Raw genomic sequence first — 16784 nt, 5'->3', positions numbered from 1 at the left:
CGCCTTCGGACCCGTCTCAGGCAAGGCTGTCGTGACGTTGTCGTCACGCTCACGGCTTGGTAACTTGTCTCTCACCCTCGCGCGAGGCCTCTCCGGACCATGACCATGAAACATTTGACCCCTGCCTTCCTCGTCGCCGCGCTCGCCGCCGGCTGCGGCGACAACAGCACCACCACGACCGAAACGGGTGGAGATGCCGAGCGCAAGCCGCAGGTCGGCAAATGGGAGACGGAAGTCGATGCGCTGCCGTTCCCGCTGAACGGCGACGGCAGGATCACGACGCTGACCATCGGTCGCAAGGAGTTCGACGAGAATTTCGCCAACCGCGGCAACATCGAGGTCCTGTTCGACCACGCCGAGGAGACGATCACCGTCGAGACCCGCAAGTACGTGTTCGGCGACGAGCTCGACCGGGAGGGTGCGTTCGACAAGCTGTCGCTGTGGGCCTACGTCAGCACCGGCAACCCGAGCAAGCCCTCCTCGCAGGACGACGCCGACGACTGCACGAAGGACACCTGGAAGGACAGCTGCGCGATCTACGTCTACTACGACGGCAAGTCGCAGCCCGAGCGCTCCGGCATGGACTTCCGCGTCCACCTGCCGACCGGCTACCGCGGCAAGCTGTTCGTCAGCACCGAAGACAACATCACCGAGCAGACGTACCCGCGCCGCGGCAACATCACCCTCGACAACCTGTGCACGCACGGTGACGTGGCGATGGAGGCCGGCTGGGCCAAGATCAAGATGTGCCGCGAGCTGACCCCGGCGCCCGCCTGTCCGCCCGCCGGCATCGAGGACTGCGAGAACTACCCCGACGGCGCCTGGTCCAAGGACTGCCAGTGCGGCGACGGCAGCCTGTTCGGCCAGCTGATCGTCCGCGCGCCGCAGCCGTGGGCGGCCAACATCACCATCGACATCCCCGAGACGGTGTGGCTGAACACCACGCTGAAGAACACCGAGGTGATGAAGCCGCACGACTGCAAGCCGCAGATCTCGGCCTGCGACGGCGGCAACTGCGTCCTCAACACCGAGGACGAGTACTCCCCGTCCGCCGAGTTCAACTACCCGAGCGAGGCCGCTCCGTCGGGCGCCGGCTTCAACGTCACCGTCGAGAGCGGCGGCTGCACCAAGATCCCGTTCGTCGACGACCCGGACATGTGGAAGCCGGAGTCCGAGGGCGAGCCGACCGAGGAGCTGCGCGGCCTCCTCGACGTCTGCAGCGGCTGCCTGAAATGACCTGCTCCTCGGGACAGGTTCACTCGAGCGCGTCGCCCCGGCGGCGCGCTCGTCGCTTTCTCAGGGGCAGGCCGTAGGGCTGCCGCACCTGAGCAGGGGTCGGCTCGCCGCGCGCGTCGGCTGTCCTCGGGGACCGCCGCTCTCACGGCTCGGGCAGCGCGGCGACGGCGTCGGCGTGGCGGCCCTCGCCGACCACGTAGAGCATCTCGGTGTTGCGGAGGTGGCTGACGCGGCCGACCTTCTCGCCGCGCGGGCTGTAGATGCCGATCTGGGCGCCGACGTAGCGCTTGTAGTCGAACGACAGCACGCGCACCGGGCCGCGGCGGGCCAGCAGCGCCTCCAGCTCGGGGCGGCTCAGGTAGCCCTCGTCGCTGAACGAGACGACCATCAGCGGCGCGCGCACTGCGTCGACCAGCGCCTCCATGGTCGCGCGGATCTTCGTGCGGGCGTTGAAGGGGCTGCGGCGCTCCTGGACGTCGACCCGCTTGCGCGCGACCCCGTAGGCCTCGGGGGCGTCGCCACGGACGATCGTCTCCCACACGTGGTAGTTGCCGAGGTACGAGTGCTGGTTGTAGGGCGGGTCGAGGTACGCGAGGTCGGCCTCGAGCGCGGCGGCGGCGGCGAGCGCGTCGAGGCGGTGTGCCTGGCCTTTTCCCCATGTCGCTCGGGACAGGACCTCGGGGACACGTAGCTCGAGGTCGCCGTGGGCGCGGGCGGCCCACGACTTGAGGTAGGCCATCTGCACGCCGGTGGTCGAGTCGACGCGGTCGGCGGCCTCGATGAGGGCGACGAGGAGCACGGCCTCGAGCTCGGGGGGCAGGCTCTTCTCGGCGATCGCGCGGCGGATGGCGTCGATGCGGGCGCCGTTCTTCGGCTGGAAGAAGCGGGCCTCCTCGCAGAAGGTGCGGGTGACGTAGCCGGGCTCGCCGGGCAGGGCGTTGAGCTCGGCGACCAGGCGGCGGGCGTCGTCGAGCACGTCCTCGCGGTCGGCCTGGACGTAGCAGCGGGCCAGCGTCTCGGCGTAGGCGTTGTGGTCGTTGGAGAGGACGCGGTAGCCGGCGGCCTTGAGCGCGTGTCCGACCCTGGATGTCCCGGAGAACAGGTCGATGACCGTGCGGACCTCCGGCAGGCCGCGGATGACCCGCAAGATCTCCGGGATCAGCAGCCGCTTCGAGCCGAGGTACTTGATCACTTCTTCTTGGGGGTCTTGGCCGGCGCCGGAGCCGGCTCCTTGGCCGCCGGCTTCTGCGTCTCCTGCACGCCCTGCTTGGCGGCGGCGCCGGCTCCGGCGTCCTCGCGGTCGAAGCAGAGGTCGCCGGTGTCCTTCTTGAGCAGCTCGATCTGGTCCTTGGCCGCCTTCTGGTACTGCGCCGGCGCGGTCGACTTGGGCCGGTTCAGCGCCTCGAAGTAGGCGATCGCGTTCTTGCACTGGCCGAGCTTGGCGAACCCCAGGCCCGAGTAGTAGAGCGCGTCGCTGACGACCGGCGCGTCGGCGTGGTCCTGGATGATCTTGTAGAAGATGCCGAGGGCGCTCTTGTAGTCGCGCTCGCTGTAGAACGTGAGGCCCACCTTGAAGTCGGCGTCGGGCAGCTTGGGGTCGCCCGGGTAGCGCGAGATGAAGGTGCGGAACAGGGTGCGCGCCTGCTTGAAGTTCTTGCGCTGGAGCTGGCGGTCGGCCTCGGCCCACAGCTCGTCCTTGCCCTCGGGGATGCTGGTCGCCTCGTTGAGCTTCTCCTCGAGCTTCTTGAGCCGCTCGTCGATGTCGGCGCGCAGCTCGAGCAGCGCCTGCTGGGTCGACGAGGCGACCAGTTCGGCGTTCTCGGTCGCGCCGCGCAGCTGCTGGGTGTCCTGCTCGACCATGTCCATGCGCACGCCGATGCCGGCCTGGCTGCCGCGCAGCAGCGACTCGGCCTGGTCGAGCTTGGCCTGCAGCTCGGCGAGCTTCTTGTCGGCCTCGACGACCTTCTCGTCGAGCTCCTTGCTGCGGTCGATGGTCTGGGTCTCGATCTTGTCGACCTTCTTGGCGAGGTCGTCGTGTTCGGCCTTGAGGGTGAGGCAGCCTGGCGCGACGAGAGCGGCCGCGAGCAGGCTCGCGACCGCCCCTGGGCGTCCGAGGCCGCCGAGGAGTCGGCGGCGCGGTTGAAGCATGGAGTCCTTCAGGTCCCGTGGGGGACGGGGGTCACTGGTAGATGAAGTCGACGCGGCGGTCTTCCTTCATGCTCGAGTCGTCGGTCCCGGTCGCCTCGAGGTCGCCCTTGGACACGACGGTCATGCGCGACGGGTCGATGCCGAGGTTCTGCAGGTACTCCTTGACCGTCACACCGCGCTTGTCGGTGAGCATGATGTTGTACTCCTCGGTGCCGCGCGAGTCGGCGTGGGCCTCGAGGATGAGCTGGGCCTGGTTGCTCTTGAGGCACTCGGCCAGCGCCTTGAGCTTCTCCTGGTCGGCCGGCTCGGGGTTCGGGTTGTCGAACCCGAAGTAGATCTTCGGGACATCCGGGCACGGGTTGGTGCCGCCGCCCATGTTGCCCGAGAACTCGCAGGTGCCCATGTTGCAGATCTCGTCCATCGCGCACTGGTCGTCGGTCTGGCAGCCGCCCGAGCCGGAGCCGTCGCCGACCGCGTTGCAGCGGCCCGAGCCGATGTCGCAGGTGCCGGGCTGGCAGTCGAAGTCCTCGGAGCAGGCGGCGCAGGCGCCGGCCTTGCACACGAGGCCGTTGGTGCACTCGATCGTCTGCTGGCACGGCGCGCCCACACCCTCGCCGCCGCCGGTGCCCGCCAGCGCCGGGTCCTGGCAGCGGAAATCGGCGCACTTCCACGCCGTCCCGTTCGGCCCCTTGGTGGCGCAATCGGCGTCGGTCTTGCAGTTCTGGCACTGCTTGTCGACGCACTTCTCGTCGAGGTCGACGTTGCAGTGCTTGTCCTTCTTGCAGGCCGGGTAGACCGGCGCCTTGCAGGCCACGCTGCCGAGCGTGACAAAGCCCAAGCCGAGAGCGAGCAGGTGGGGTTGGATGCGGGAGAACATGGCGCGCATGAGGGGCGACTCCGGGGAGGCGGTGTTTCTCGAGGCCGTTCGGCCGGGGAGACAGGTTCAGGCCAGGAGGGCCGGGGTGCGAGGTTCAGGCCAGGAGACCCGAAGGGCCGTGGTGACCTGGCGAGCGTGCGAGCTGGGACGGAAGTGCCGGGGGCGAACTCTCGGGTGTGGGGGTCCGGGAAGCAAATTTCCGGCGGAACTTCCGTCCTGGCGGGCAAAGGGATACCGAGCGGTGCGAGGGGTGTCAACCGCACGAGCGGACGACCCTGCGCACCGGGCTGATGCACGCGCTGGGCCCCGCCCGAGCCCCGTCGCAGGGTCGCAGAACCCGCACCAGGCGGCCGGATCTGCCAATGGACGGGCCGGCCAAGGTCACGCCCCGCCGGCTTTTGCTTCCGGGCCGCGTCTGGCATGGTTCGCCGCGATGGTCGCCAAGGTCAGCCACGCCTCGGACAACAAGACGATGTTCGAGATCTACCGCGAGTCCGACTATAATCGCGCCTTCCATTTCGTCTTCTTCACGGACCTCGACGAACACAACCGCGGCAAAGAGATCGCCCGTGCGGCCGCTGGCGAGACGGTATTTCACGGGTTCGTCGGCGACGACCGCAAGGAGGCCGCCCGCGCCGAGGTCGCCGCCATCGTCGACGAGCTCAACGCCATGGACGAGGACGACGCCGGCATGTCGGAGGCCGAGATCCAGCGCCGACTGGGCCAATTCCTGGTCCCCTGAGCCCATGCGCTCGCGCCTGCACCACCGCGTCGGCCTCGGCGCGCTGCCCGCGACCCTCGCCGCCGCCCTCGCCTGCGCCCCCGCCGACGACGCCACCCCCGTCGACCTGTCCGCCGACTACGACGGCCTGGTGTTGACCGACGCCCCCAGCGCCGTCGCCCACCTCGCCTGGCACACCCCGCGCGCGGACTGCCCCCTCGCCTACCGCGTCCGCATCGACGAGACCTTCCCGCCCGGCCTCGCCGAATTCCTCCACGCCCAGGAGGAGCACAGCCAGTCGCTCCTGGTCCTCGGCTGGGGCCTGCAGTCTTCGCGCGGCTCCGCTGATTCTGGCTCTCGGGACATGTCCGCAGAGCAATGGTCGGAGGGCCCTGTCCCCAAGGACATGCCCTTCGCCGGCCAGCTGATGTTCCGCGGGCCCAAGTCGTCCGGCCGCGAGCTGCTGCGCGAGTGGGCCGCCTCGGCCGAGCTGGTCGGCCCGGCCTCGCCCGACGCCGCCTGTTACGAGCGCACGTGGGACCCGGTCGAGGACGCGCTGGCGCTGGCCTTCCCGCAGCTGCCGGGCCGCCGCGCCCGCGTCGGCGAGGTCTGGCGCGGCGCCCGGGTCGAGGGCCGCTGCAACCGCTCGTCGTGCGTCGACCCCGACAGCGGCGCCGGCGGAGCCGCGGCCCACGAGCGCCCGTGCGCGACGATGTCGTGGCGCGAGCGCCTCGACGGCGTCTACACGCTCGCCGGCCCCGGCGGCGAGGCCACCACCGTGGCCCAGATCGCCGGGTTTTGGAGCGACGGCCAGCCGCTCGACAAGGGCGTGTGGACCGAGCGCACCGTGCTCGTCGACACAGGCCACGGCCGCCCGCTGCGCGCCGAGGTGTTCGTCCACCACAACTTCACCGGGATCGAGCGCCACGTCGTGATCGACGCGGTCGACGCCTGTCCCGGAGGACTGGTCGCGGCCGGGTGGGCCGCGCCGGCGGCGATCGTCGACGAGCGCGCCGCCCTCACGGCCGCGCTGGAACGCGCGACTCACCGCAAGCGTTAGGGGCCCATGGACAAGATCGTCATCCACGGCGGGGCACGACTCACCGGCGAGCTGCAGGTCCTCGGGGCCAAGAACGCCGCCCTCCCGCTCCAGTGCGCCGCCCTCCTCGGCGACAGCCCCACGACCTACCGCCACGTCCCCCGCCTGTCCGACGTGCAGACGATGAACCAGCTGCTGGTCGGCCTCGGCTGCGCCGTCGAAGGCGACCGCACCCTGACCATCGACCCCACCGGCGTCCAGGAGGGCCCGAAAGAGGCGCCCTACGAGCTGGTCAAGACCATGCGCGCCTCGGTCACGGTGATGGGCCCGCTGCTCGGCCGCCACGGCTTCGCCCGCGTGTCGCTGCCCGGCGGCTGCGCGATCGGGGCCCGGCCCATCGACCAGCACCTGCGCGGCTTCGAGGCCCTCGGCGCCAAGATCCGCATGTCCCACGGCTACGTCGAGGTCAAGGCCAGGCGCCTCAAGGGCGCCCGCATCAACTTCGACATGGTCACCGTCGGCGGCACGCAGAACGTCATGATGGCCGCCGCCATGGCCAAGGGCACCACGGTGCTCGAGAACGCCGCGCGCGAGCCCGAAGTGCAGGAGCTGGCGATCGTCCTCGGCAAGATGGGCGCGAAGATCGCCGGCGCCGGCTCGTCGACGATCGAGATCGAGGGCGTCGACGACCTGCAGGGGATCGACCACGCGATCCTCCCCGACCGCATCGAGGCCGGCACCTTCGCCATCGCCGCCGCGATCACAGGGGGCGACCTCCTGCTCCTCGATGCCCCGTCGTCCCACATGCACGCGGTCATCGCCAAGCTCGAGGAGGCCGGCGCCGAGTGCCGGGTCGAACCCGAGGGCCTGCGCGTGATCGGCCCCGAAGAGCTCGCTCCCATCGACCTCGTCACCCGCCCGCACCCGGGCTTCCCCACCGACATGCAGGCGCAGATGATGGTCCTGGCGACGCTCGCGCGCGGCCAGAGCGTGATCACCGAGACCATCTTCGAGAACCGCTTCATGCACGTGCCCGAGCTGTGCCGCCTCGGCGCAGACATCCACGTCAACGGCAACGTCGCCGTGATCCGCGGCAAGGCCCGCTACACCGGCTCGATCGTCATGGCCACCGACCTCCGCGCCAGCGCCTGCCTGGTGCTGGCCGGCCTGGTCGCCGAGGGCAAGACCGAGATCCGCCGGGTCTACCACCTCGACCGCGGCTACGAGACCATCGAGAAGCGCCTGCGCAAGGTCGGCGCCAAGATCCGCAGGTACCATGGCGCCCCGAGCTGACGGCCTCACCCTGGCCCTCCCCAAGGGCCGGATCCTCAAGCAGGCGCTCCCTCTCCTGCGCCGGGTCGGGATCGACCTCGCCGCCGTGTGGGAGGGCGAACACGACCGCCGCCTGCTGTTCGACCTGCCGCCACCGCCCTCCCCAGGGCCCTCCAGCCTCGAATTATCCGGCGGCGCGCGCGTGCTCCTGGTCAAGCCGGTCGACGTGCCCACCTACGTCGAGCACGGCGTGGCCGACGTCGGCATCGCCGGGGCGGACACGCTGGGCGAGGAGGCCCGCGACCTCTACGAGCCGCTCGACCTCGGCATCGGCGCCTGCCGCCTGGCGATCGCGGAGCCCGCCGCGCGCCCGACCCCGCTCCGCCGCGGCATGGCCCTCCGGGTGGCCACGAAGTACCCCCGCCTGACCCTGAACCATTATCGCTCCAAGGGGATCCAGCCCGAGATCATCCCCCTGTTCGGGTCGGTCGAGCTCGGGCCCATCACCGGCCTGTCGGACCAGATCGTCGATCTGGTGGAGAGCGGCGAGACGCTCCGGCAAAATAACTTGCGGGAGGTCGAGACCATCCTGTACGTGACAAGCCGGCTCATCGTGCACCCGGCCAGCCTCAAGCTCAAGCAGGCGCCCATCACCGCGCTCATCGCCGCCCTCCGTGACGCGCTCGCGACCGACGGGCCCGGGGCCTCCGCTCGCAACGATTTGCCCGCTCGACCCACCGGGTCTGAAGGGACCGCATGAGCAAACCCGACGACCCAGCCCTCGTCCGCGCCGCGGTGCTCCAGCGCCTGAAGGTCCACGTCCGCCTGGCCCAGCAGGGCCTGGCGCCGACCCCCGACCAGCGCCGCCGCCTGGCCGCCTCGCTGCCCGAGCTGGTGGCGTTCGGTGACCGCCGTTACGCCCAGTGCCACGCGGTGCTCGACTGGGACCACCGCCTGCCGAGCGACGCGGCGGTGCTGCGGCTCTACCTCTCGTACACCGACCGCGAGGCCGGCGCGATCGAGAGCGCGCTCAAGTCCCGCGACCGCGAGATCGACTCCGGCAACCTCTACCCCGAGTTCGACGTGCCCGACTACGCGGACGTCGACGCCAGCGAGTCGTACGTCGCGGTGCTGCGGCCCGGCACCCACGAGGTCGGCGACCTGCGGTTCTTCAGCGACTGGCGCAAGGGCGTCCATCAGTCGGTCGCCCGCGAGGCGGTCGCCGCCGTGCGCGCCAGCCCGAGCTACGAGCGCTCGATGCGGGAGCGCAGCCACGACAACCTCGGCCCGCCGGTGGTGATCGGCTGGACCCCGCCGTGCCTGGCCCAGAGCAAGCACTGGGCGATCGAGGTGTGGCTGCTGGTCGACTTCGACGGCCACGTCGGCCGCGCCCACGTGTTCATGGTCGACAGCAAGTCGCACCTGGTCACGCGCGAGTACTTCACCGAGGTCCAGATCGGCTGATCGAAAAGACATGTCCCTTCGGGCATGCTTCATCAAGCATGCCCTCGGGGACATGTCCGCCAGGTACCTGACTTCATTTACCTGGCTGGCGAGCCTGGGGTCGGGCGTCACGCGTCAGGCCGGCGTGCCCGGCGCCAGGCGTCACGCGCTCAGCTCTCCTCGATCTTGATGGTCCTGCAGCTCTCGCCGGCGATCTTCGGCAGCTTGAGGCTCAGGATGCCCTTCTCGAGGTGGGCGTCGGCGTTGTTGGAGTCGACGTAGCACGGCAGCTCGACCCGGCGGATGAACGAGCCGAAGCTGCGCTCGTGGTAGAAGTAGTTCTCCTTCTCGTCGCGCAGCTCCTCGCGCTTCTCGCCGCGCAGGGTCAAGACGTTGCCCTCGACGCTGATCTCGACGTCCTTGGCCTCGAGGCCGGGGACCTCGGCGCGCACCACCACGGAGTCGCCGCAGTCGCTGACGCTGAGCGTCGGGTAGTTGCCGACCTGTTCGAAGCCGAGGGGGAAGCGGCCGAACACGCGGTCGAACATGCGGTGCATGTCCTGTTGGAACGGCGACATCTGCGTCGACGTCCCCATCAGGTTGCTGGCAGGCTGGTTCTTCTTCCACGGGAGCAGCGACATGATCATCTCCTCAGCGCGGAGAACCATGGGCCGGACCTCGGGGGTCGCAAAGGCAAAATTTTTGCGCGACGGGGCCGGACTCGGCCGTCAGCGGGCGACCACGCGACCGCGGTGGACCACCGCGTCGATGAGCGGCGAGCCTGCGTGGTACACGAGGTCGCGGACGTCGTCGGTCGCCAGCAGCACGAGGTCACCGGCGAGCCCGACCTCGACGCGGCCGCGCTCGTCGTGCAGGCCGAGCGAGGCCGCCGCGTTGTGGGTCGTCGCGGTCACCGCCTCGGCGGGCGACAGCCGGTTGCCGTAGCACGCCAGCGCCAGCACCATCGACAGCGACTCGAGCGCGCACGAGCCCGGGTTGCAGTCGGTCGCCACCGCCACCGGCACGCCCGCCTTCACCAGCGCGCGGCCGTCGGCGAAGCCCTTGCCGAGCACGAGCGACGTACCGGGCAGGAGCGTGGCGACCACGCCGGCGTCGCGCAGCGCGGCCCGCTCGCCGTCGTCGAGGTGGAGCAGGTGGTCGGCCGAGCGGGCGCCGAACTCGGCGGCCAGCAGCGCCCCGCCGGTGTGGCCGAACTCGTTGGCGTGCAGGCGGATCGGCAGCCCCAGCGCCCGGGCGCGGTGCAAGATCCGCCGCGTCTCCTCCGGCGTGAACGCCCCCCGGTCGCAGAACACGTCGCAGAAGTCGGCCAGCCCCGCGGCCACCACCGCCGGCAGGACCTCGTCGCACACGCGGCCGACGAACTCCTCGCGCCCTTCCGGCCGGTCCCGCAGCTCGGCCGGCAGCGCGTGCGCGGCCAGGCAGGTCGTGACCACGCGAACACCTGTCTCTTTGGCCAGGCGACGCGCGACCCGCAGCTGACGCAGCTCGGTGTCGAGGTCGAGGCCGTAGCCGCTCTTGATCTCGACCGCGGTGGTCCCGGCCCGCAGCATGCGCTGCAGCCGCTTCGCGCTCTCGGCGAAGAGCGCCTCGTCGTCGCGCTCACGAGTCTTGCGCACGCTCGAGAGGATCCCGCCGCCGGCGGCGAAGATCGCCTCGTAGTCGGCGCCGGCGAGCCGCATCTCGAGCTCGTCCTTGCGGTCGCCGCCCCACACCAGGTGCGTGTGGCTGTCGACCAGGCCCGGCAGCAGCGCGCGGCCGCGGCAGTCGAGCTCGGCGGCGCCGGCCGGGACCTTGTCCGCGGGGAGGTCGGCGTCGGGCCCGGCCCAGGCGATCGTCCCGTCGCGCACGACCACGCTCCAGCCCTCGCGCACGCCGAGCGCGGCCATCTCGGCGCCGGCGCGGGGCCTGTCCTTCGGACCATCCGCGAGCGTGTAGATCCGCGCCGCCGCGCGCAGCAGCAGGTCGCCGGTCATCGTCCGTCCTCGAAGAGCGTCCGGCCCGGCACGCGCACGTCGTGCTCGCGGGCGAACTGCAGCGCCTCGTCGTAGCCGGCGTCGACGTGGCGGACCACGCCCATGCCGGGGTCGGTGGTGAGGACGCGCTGGAGCCGGCGGGCCGCGCCCTCGGTGCCGTCGGCGACCACGACCATGCCGGCGTGCAGGCTGTAGCCGATGCCGACGCCGCCGCCGTGGTGGACGCTGACCCACGTCGCGCCGGCGGCGACGTTGATCATGGCGTTGAGGATCGGCCAGTCGCCGATCGCGTCGGAGCCGTCCTTCATGCCCTCGGTCTCGCGGTTGGGCGAGGCCACGCTGCCGCAGTCGAGGTGGTCGCGGCCGATCACGATCGGCGCCTTGACCTTGCCCGTGCGCACCAGCTCGTTGAAGAGCAGCCCCGCCCGCTCGCGCTCGCCGTAGCCGAGCCAGCAGATCCGCGCCGGCAGGCCCTGGAACTTGACCTGCGTGCGCGCCAGCTCGATCCACCGCCGCAGCCCCGCGTTGTCGGGGAACAGCCCGAGGACCGCGGCATCGGTGACCGCGATGTCCTGCGGGTCGCCCGACAGCGCCGCCCAGCGGAACGGGCCCTTGCCCTCGCAGAACAGCGGGCGGATGTACAGCGGCACGAAGCCCTTGATGTCGAACGCGTCCGTCACCCCGGCGCGGACCGCCTGCGCGCGGATGTTGTTGCCGTAGTCGAACGCGATCGCCCCGCGGTCCTGCATCGCCCGCATCGCCGCCACGTGGCGGCCCATCGCGTCGACGCTGCGGCGCACGTACTCCTCGGGGTCGCTGCGGCGCAGCTCCGCGGCTGCCTCGAGGGACATGTTGTCGGGGACATATCCGTGCAGCTCGTCGTGGGCCGAGGTCTGGTCGGTGACGACGTCGGGGATCACCCCGCGGCGGACCAGCTCGGGCAGGACCGTGGCGCAGTTGCCGAGCAGGCCGACCGACAGCGGCTCCTTGGCCTTGCGGGCCTCGTCGAGCCAGCGCAGCGCCTCGTCGAGGTCGGTCGTGCTGCGCATCAGGTACTTGTGCTGCAGCCGGCGCTCGATGCGTTGCGGGTCGACCTCGACGCACAGGATCGCCGCGCCGTTCATGGTCGCCGCCAGCGGCTGGGCCCCGCCCATCCCGCCGAGCCCGCCGGTGACCACCAGCCGGCCGCGCAGGTCGCCGCCGAAGTGGGTCTGGCCGCAGGCCGCGAACGTCTCGAACGTGCCCTGGAGGATCCCCTGCGTGCCGATGTAGATCCAGCTGCCCGCCGTCATCTGGCCGTACATCGTCAGGCCGAGCGCGGACAGCCGCTCGTGCTCCGCGAGCGTCGCCCACTTCGGCACCAGCAGGCTGTTGGCCAGCAGCACCCGCGGCGCGTCCTCATGAGTTTTAAAAATTGCCTGGGCCCGGCCGCTCTGGACCAGCAGCGTCTCGTCGGCGGCGAGGCTCTTCAGGCTGGCGACGATCCGGTGGTAGTCGGGCCACGAGCGGGCGGCCCGGCCGGTGCCGCCGTAGACCACCAGGTCTTGCGGGCGCTCTGCCACCTCGGGGTCGAGGTTGTTCATCAACATGCGCAGGGCGGCCTCCTGCGGCCAACCCTTGCACGACAGCGCGGTGCCGCGCGGCGCGCGGATCTCGGGGGCGTTCATGGTGGCCGGAGGGTAGCAAGCCCGCGTCGCGCCGGCGGGCCGCGCGGGTGTGACTTTGTCGGCGCCAGCGCCCGCGCAGGCCCTTGCACGGCGTTCACGCCAGGCGGCGCCGCCGCTCGACGCGAGACCGGCCCGCCGGGCGCGCGCGGGAGGTCGCCGGTCGCGGCCGCCGATCGCTCCGGTCGGGCGAGTGGGTCCTCGGCCCGGGAGCGTCGCGCAGCGAAGGACATGTCCTCTACGACATGTCCGGAGCGCCAGCCTCGACGCCGCTCAGCCCGGGTTGCAAAAGTACAGGGCCTGGACCTTGCCTGTCTCTTTGAGCAGGTCACACGCCGCCCCGCACAGCGTGACCTCGGTGTGGGGCACGCTCCAGAAGTACCCGTCCTCGGCGCAGCTGGCGACCGGCGGCACCGGCTGGCCGTCGATCCACACCTCGAACAGCTCCGGCTCGCTCGGGGCCGGGTCGACCGCGATCACGCAGGACAGGGTGTCCTTGACGATCTGCTGGATGGCCGCCTGCAGCTCGTTCTGGTTGCTGGTCTGGTAGAAGGGGTCGGGGCCGGGCTTGGGCTTGCCGCCGGCGATGGCGAGGGTGGCCAGCTGCTCGCTGGTGGAGGGGTCGACGTCGATGCCGACCACGTAGGTCGGGATGTCGAAGTCGTTGAACGTCTCCTCGACGGCGGCCTGGGCCTCGAGGAAGTTCTCGCCCTGGCAGGGGTCGGAGATCTCGCCGTCGGCGACGAGGATGGCGAACCGCTGCAGGCCGGGGTCGAGGGTCTTGAGGTACTCGTAGCCGCGCTTCAGGCCGGTCTCCATCGGTGTGCCGCCGAGCACCTGGTAGTCGATCGCGGGGATGCCGGCCAGCACCGCGGCGGCGTTCATCGGCGCGATCGGGACCTCGACGCCGGGGTCGACCACGCACGCGCCCTCGTTCATGAACGAGCCGGCGTCGATCTTCGGGTACAGCTTCACGCCGAAGTGGACCATCGCGTCGAACATCGTCACCACGCCCTCGACCACCTGGTGGAGGCTGTACCAGCGGGTCACGTCGGCGGTCTGCGGCTTGGCGTCGTGGTCCCACTTCTCCATCGACATCGAGCCCGACTTGTCGAGGATCAGGAGCACGCTCGGCGGCACCGGCACGACCTCGGTCTCCTCGCTGTCGCACGGGACCTTGTCGGGCATGGTGGTGCCGACGCTGGTGCTGACCGGGTCGCCGGTCGTGGTCTCGGGCTCGCCGGTCGTGGTGGTCGTGGTCGGCTCCGGCCCGGTGGTCGGCAAGGCCGGGCCGGTGGTCGTCCCGGACTCGCTCGCGGACATGCCCGAGTCTGTCGGTTCGGACATGGTCGAAGAGACAGACTCTCCGGCGGTGGTGGTCTCGGTGGCCGAGCCGGTGGTGGCGGTGGTCGGCTGGTTGCCGGCGGACAGGCCGGAAGTCGACCCGTCCGAGTCCCCGCAGGCGAGGGGCGCGCTGAGCGCGAGCAGGAGCGCGAACGCGCGGGCGTTGGGGAGGGCGATCGGCGTCATGACAATCTCCGGGCGGACTCATGATGCGTGAAGCCGAGACACGAGGCCACGCCGTCGGGGGCCGGTAAACCCGTGACAAACGCGAGGCGCGGCGCCGCGCGTGCGCCGGCGTGCCGGGTCCGATAAGGTGGTCGGCATGTTGCGGTCGCCGCTCCGCCGCGCCTTCGCGGCGCTCTCGCTCGCCATCCCGCTCGGGTGCACCGACGACACCTCCACGACCCTGGCGACCGACGGCCAGACCACGAGCACCGCGACCGGCACCGACGGCACCGCCACCGACACCGACACCGAGGTCCCGACCACCGGCCTCGGCACCAGCACCGGCGGCCCCGACCCGACCACCGGCCCGGTGCCGACCACCGGTGAGCCGAGCACGACCACCACCACCGGCGAGACCGCCACCACCGGCCCCTTCCCCACCCTCAACAAGCCGCCGGTCGCGCTGGTCGATCACTACGTCACCAAGGCCAAGCAGGCGCTGTCGGTCGACGCCGCCGCGGGTCTGCTGGCGAACGACTACGACGTCGACGGCGACTCTCTGACCCTCGTGTCCGCCGACCCGATCACCCCCGGCGGCGCCATGAACACCGCCTTCGCCGACGGCGGCTTCACCTACATGCCCCCGGCCAAGCTGTGGGGCAGCGACACCTTTCTCTACAAGATCTGGGACGGCAAGGACGGCTTCGCCCAGGCGCCCGCGCGCATCGACGTGCGCCCGACCTCGATCGACCTCGAGTACGTCGCCGACGGCATCGGCGGGTTCGCCATCGACGGCCAGGCCCCGGGGCATTACTCCGGCCGCAACGTCCACGCCGTCGGCGACCTCGACGGCGACGGCCTCGCCGAGGTCGCCGTCGCCGCCCGCAACGCCGACGGCAACACCGGCCGCGTCTACGTCGTCCGCGGCCAGGTGAACGGCGAGTCGGTCGCGCTGAGCAAGCTCGAGGCGCAGAACAGGGGCTTCATCATCTACGGCGAGCTGCCCGGCGACTTCGCCGGCACCACGATCGCCGCCGCCGGCGACGTCAACGGCGACGGCTTCGCCGACCTGGTGATCGGCGCGCCCAAGGCCTCCACGAATGGCACCGCCTCGGGCTCGGCCTACGTGGTGTTCGGCAAGGACAACCTCGACCCGGTCTACCTCGACGCGGTGACCGCGGGCGTCGGCGGGTTTGCGATCCTCGGCGAGAAGGCCGGGGACGCGGCCGGGCGCAGCGTCGCCGGCGCGGGCGACGTCGACGGCGACGGCCTCGCGGACATCGTCGTCGGCGCCTACGGGGCCGACCCCGGCGGCTCGTTCTCGGGCGCGGCCTACGTGGTGTTCGGCCACGGCGAGGACAAGCCGACCCTGCTCGCCGACGTCAGCGCCGGCGTCGGCGACGGCTTCGCGGTCAACGGCGAGGTCAGCCTCGACTTCGCCGGCTTCGCGGTGGCCGGCGCCGGCGACGTCGACGGAGATGGCCTTTCGGACATCCTCGTCGGCGCCTACGGCCACGACACCGCGGGCGACAGCGCCGGCCGCACCTACCTCGTCCACGGCAAGCCCGACCAGCTCGCGGTGCTGCTGACCGACGTCGCCGCCGGCCAGGGCGGGCGCACCTTCGACGGCGCCGCGGCGTACGACCGGGCCGGCTTCGCGGTCGCGGGCGTCGGCGACGTCGACGGCGACGGCTTCGCCGACCTGGCGATGGGCGCCCCGCTGGCCGACGCCGGGCCCGAGGACAACGGCCGCGCCTACGTCGTGTTCGGCGGGCCCGACCTCGAGTCCGGCTCGCTGTCGCAGCTCGCCCAGCCGCCGACCGGCTTCAGCCTCTCGGGCGTGCAGAGCCGCGACTACGCCGGCACCTCGGTCGAGCGCGCCGGCGACGTCGACGGCGACGGTTACGACGACGTCCTGGTCGGCGCCCCCGGGGCCAACCCGCACGGCGGCGACTCCGGCCGCGGCTACGTGGTGTTCGGCGGGCCCGGGGTCCAGAGCACCTCGCTGGCGTGGATCGAGAACGGCGACGGCGGCTTCTCCCTGGCCGGCGAGGCGACCGAGGACTACTGCGGCTTCTCCGTCGCGCCGGCCGGCGACGTCAACGGCGACGGCCACGCCGACGTGATCGTCGGCGCCCGCGGCAACGACGGCAAGGGCGAGGACGCCGGCCGCAGCTACGTCGTGTTCGGCGGCAACTTCAGCGGCGCGGCGAACATGTCCTACGGGCCAGGTCCCGAGAACATCCCCGGCACCCCCGAGGGCGAGTCGCTGATCGCCGGCCGCGGCAACGACGTCATCGCCGTCGACGGCCCCGACGTCGTCTACGCCGGCGCCGGCGACGACGACCTCGACTGCGCCGCGACGGACTTCGTCCGCCTCGACGGCGGCGCCGGCCTCGACACCCTCCGCCTCACCGGCCAGGGCCTCGACCTCGACCTCACCGTCCGCTCCGACCTCGACCTCGTCGACCTCGAGGTCGTCGACCTCGGCGACGGCAACACCCTCAAGCTCGAGTGGCGTGACCTCCGGGCCATGTCCCAGCGGACACATTCACTGACCGTCGACGGCCAGGGCGGCGTCCTCGCGGCCGACCTCGGCGGCGCCGGCTTCGTCGACGCCGGGGTCCAGGGCGGCTACCAGGTCTACCAGAGCCCCGTCTTCACCCTCCGGGTGGCCGTCGCCGTCGAAGCCCAGGTCGCGCTATGAGCTGTCTCTTCGAGCATGTCGGCAGGGCAGCTGCGCGCCGGCGCCGGGCTTGTTGCCACTCGTCCGGCAGCGCGACCATGAAGTAAGGGAAGCAGGCGAGCGAGCATCATCGCCGACGCATCGGCGACGTCCGTGCGCTCGCGTGACCCCGCCACAATCAGCGTCGCGCGCGGG

The 16784-nt window shown here is 71.4% G+C and carries 14 protein-coding genes; 7 read left to right on the top strand and 7 right to left on the bottom strand.

The window, feature by feature from the left end; translation table 11 throughout:
- Positions 1-105: 105 nt before the first annotated feature.
- Positions 106-1236: a hypothetical protein gene (locus O0S08_RS00745; RefSeq protein ID WP_269036997.1), complete on the top strand. Its 1131-nt coding sequence runs from the start codon at positions 106-108 to the stop codon at positions 1234-1236.
- 142 nt (positions 1237-1378) lie between these two features.
- Here O0S08_RS00745 and O0S08_RS00740 read toward each other — a convergent pair whose 3' ends face one another.
- Genes O0S08_RS00740 through O0S08_RS00730 form a run of 3 tightly spaced genes read right to left on the bottom strand, consistent with a single transcriptional unit; the run spans position 1379 to position 4261 of the window.
- On the bottom strand, positions 1379-2428 hold the full coding sequence (locus O0S08_RS00740; RefSeq protein ID WP_269036996.1) for a DNA adenine methylase: 1050 nt from the start codon (positions 2426-2428) through the stop codon (positions 1379-1381).
- The gene (locus O0S08_RS00735) at positions 2425-3384 is read right to left on the bottom strand and encodes a tetratricopeptide repeat protein (RefSeq protein WP_269036995.1); all 960 of its coding nucleotides are present in this window, start codon (positions 3382-3384) and stop codon (positions 2425-2427) included. Before O0S08_RS00735 ends, O0S08_RS00740 begins: the two co-directional genes overlap by 4 nt.
- Before the next feature lie 31 nt (positions 3385-3415).
- A complete protein-coding gene (locus O0S08_RS00730; protein ID WP_269036994.1) occupies positions 3416-4261 on the bottom strand; it encodes an OmpA family protein in 846 nt (281 codons plus the stop codon).
- A gap of 433 nt (positions 4262-4694) precedes the next feature.
- Between O0S08_RS00730 and O0S08_RS00725 the strand changes: the two genes are divergently transcribed.
- The 5 genes from O0S08_RS00725 to O0S08_RS00705 are packed head-to-tail and all read left to right on the top strand — an operon-like array spanning position 4695 to position 8757.
- On the top strand, positions 4695-5003 hold the full coding sequence (locus tag O0S08_RS00725) for a hypothetical protein (RefSeq protein WP_269036993.1): 309 nt from the start codon (positions 4695-4697) through the stop codon (positions 5001-5003).
- 4 nt (positions 5004-5007) lie between these two features.
- A complete protein-coding gene (locus tag O0S08_RS00720; RefSeq protein ID WP_269036992.1) occupies positions 5008-6042 on the top strand; it encodes a hypothetical protein in 1035 nt (344 codons plus the stop codon).
- A 6-nt stretch (positions 6043-6048) separates the two neighbouring features.
- Complete coding sequence (murA, locus tag O0S08_RS00715) at positions 6049-7314, top strand: UDP-N-acetylglucosamine 1-carboxyvinyltransferase (protein ID WP_269036991.1); 1266 nt, start codon at positions 6049-6051, stop codon at positions 7312-7314.
- Entirely contained in the window at positions 7298-8053 is a 756-nt protein-coding gene (gene hisG, locus O0S08_RS00710) for an ATP phosphoribosyltransferase (RefSeq protein ID WP_269036990.1), read from the top strand. Before murA ends, hisG begins: the two co-directional genes overlap by 17 nt.
- The gene (locus O0S08_RS00705) at positions 8050-8757 is read left to right on the top strand and encodes a hypothetical protein (protein WP_269036989.1); all 708 of its coding nucleotides are present in this window, start codon (positions 8050-8052) and stop codon (positions 8755-8757) included. The genes hisG and O0S08_RS00705 overlap by 4 nt, the downstream gene beginning before the upstream one ends.
- Positions 8758-8906: 149 nt before the next feature.
- Here O0S08_RS00705 and O0S08_RS00700 read toward each other — a convergent pair whose 3' ends face one another.
- The 4 genes from O0S08_RS00700 to O0S08_RS00685 all read right to left on the bottom strand — a co-directional run bounded on the left by O0S08_RS00700 (position 8907) and on the right by O0S08_RS00685 (position 13924).
- Positions 8907-9404: an Hsp20/alpha crystallin family protein gene (locus tag O0S08_RS00700; RefSeq protein ID WP_269036988.1), complete on the bottom strand. Its 498-nt coding sequence runs from the start codon at positions 9402-9404 to the stop codon at positions 8907-8909.
- A 60-nt stretch (positions 9405-9464) separates the two neighbouring features.
- Complete coding sequence (gene hutI, locus O0S08_RS00695; RefSeq protein ID WP_269036987.1) at positions 9465-10730, bottom strand: imidazolonepropionase; 1266 nt, start codon at positions 10728-10730, stop codon at positions 9465-9467.
- Positions 10727-12397 (bottom strand): urocanate hydratase, encoded by a 1671-nt coding sequence (gene hutU / locus O0S08_RS00690; protein WP_269036986.1) that lies wholly within the window; start codon positions 12395-12397, stop codon positions 10727-10729. The genes hutI and hutU overlap by 4 nt, the downstream gene beginning before the upstream one ends.
- 270 nt (positions 12398-12667) lie before the next feature.
- Positions 12668-13924: a vWA domain-containing protein gene (locus O0S08_RS00685; RefSeq protein WP_269036985.1), complete on the bottom strand. Its 1257-nt coding sequence runs from the start codon at positions 13922-13924 to the stop codon at positions 12668-12670.
- Positions 13925-14060: 136 nt separating this feature from the next.
- On the opposite strand from O0S08_RS00685, the gene O0S08_RS00680 reads away from it, so the two are divergent.
- Positions 14061-16610, top strand: a complete 2550-nt coding sequence (locus O0S08_RS00680; RefSeq protein ID WP_269036983.1) for a cadherin-like domain-containing protein — start codon at positions 14061-14063, stop codon at positions 16608-16610.
- Positions 16611-16784 lie beyond the last annotated feature (174 nt).

The sequence above is a fragment of the Nannocystis punicea genome (assembly GCF_026965555.1).
Classification (GTDB): Bacteria; Myxococcota_A; Polyangia; order Nannocystales; family Nannocystaceae; genus Nannocystis; species Nannocystis punicea.
This window is presented reverse-complemented; position numbering and strand designations above follow the sequence as displayed.

What these genes read in the sequence shown, in the direction of transcription:
- O0S08_RS00745 (WP_269036997.1), top strand. Translation starts at nt 106, where the DNA reads ATGAAACATTTGACCCCTGCCTTCCTCGTCGCCGCGCTCGCCGCCGGC.
- O0S08_RS00735 (WP_269036995.1), bottom strand. Translation starts at nt 3,384, where the DNA reads ATGCTTCAACCGCGCCGCCGACTCCTCGGCGGCCTCGGACGCCCAGGG.
- O0S08_RS00730 (WP_269036994.1), bottom strand. Translation starts at nt 4,261, where the DNA reads ATGTTCTCCCGCATCCAACCCCACCTGCTCGCTCTCGGCTTGGGCTTT.
- O0S08_RS00725 (WP_269036993.1), top strand. Translation starts at nt 4,695, where the DNA reads ATGGTCGCCAAGGTCAGCCACGCCTCGGACAACAAGACGATGTTCGAG.
- O0S08_RS00720 (WP_269036992.1), top strand. Translation starts at nt 5,008, where the DNA reads ATGCGCTCGCGCCTGCACCACCGCGTCGGCCTCGGCGCGCTGCCCGCG.
- murA (WP_269036991.1), top strand. Translation starts at nt 6,049, where the DNA reads ATGGACAAGATCGTCATCCACGGCGGGGCACGACTCACCGGCGAGCTG.
- hisG (WP_269036990.1), top strand. Translation starts at nt 7,298, where the DNA reads ATGGCGCCCCGAGCTGACGGCCTCACCCTGGCCCTCCCCAAGGGCCGG.
- O0S08_RS00705 (WP_269036989.1), top strand. Translation starts at nt 8,050, where the DNA reads ATGAGCAAACCCGACGACCCAGCCCTCGTCCGCGCCGCGGTGCTCCAG.
- O0S08_RS00700 (WP_269036988.1), bottom strand. Translation starts at nt 9,404, where the DNA reads ATGGTTCTCCGCGCTGAGGAGATGATCATGTCGCTGCTCCCGTGGAAG.
- hutI (WP_269036987.1), bottom strand. Translation starts at nt 10,730, where the DNA reads ATGACCGGCGACCTGCTGCTGCGCGCGGCGGCGCGGATCTACACGCTC.
- hutU (WP_269036986.1), bottom strand. Translation starts at nt 12,397, where the DNA reads ATGAACGCCCCCGAGATCCGCGCGCCGCGCGGCACCGCGCTGTCGTGC.
- O0S08_RS00685 (WP_269036985.1), bottom strand. Translation starts at nt 13,924, where the DNA reads ATGACGCCGATCGCCCTCCCCAACGCCCGCGCGTTCGCGCTCCTGCTC.
- O0S08_RS00680 (WP_269036983.1), top strand. Translation starts at nt 14,061, where the DNA reads ATGTTGCGGTCGCCGCTCCGCCGCGCCTTCGCGGCGCTCTCGCTCGCC.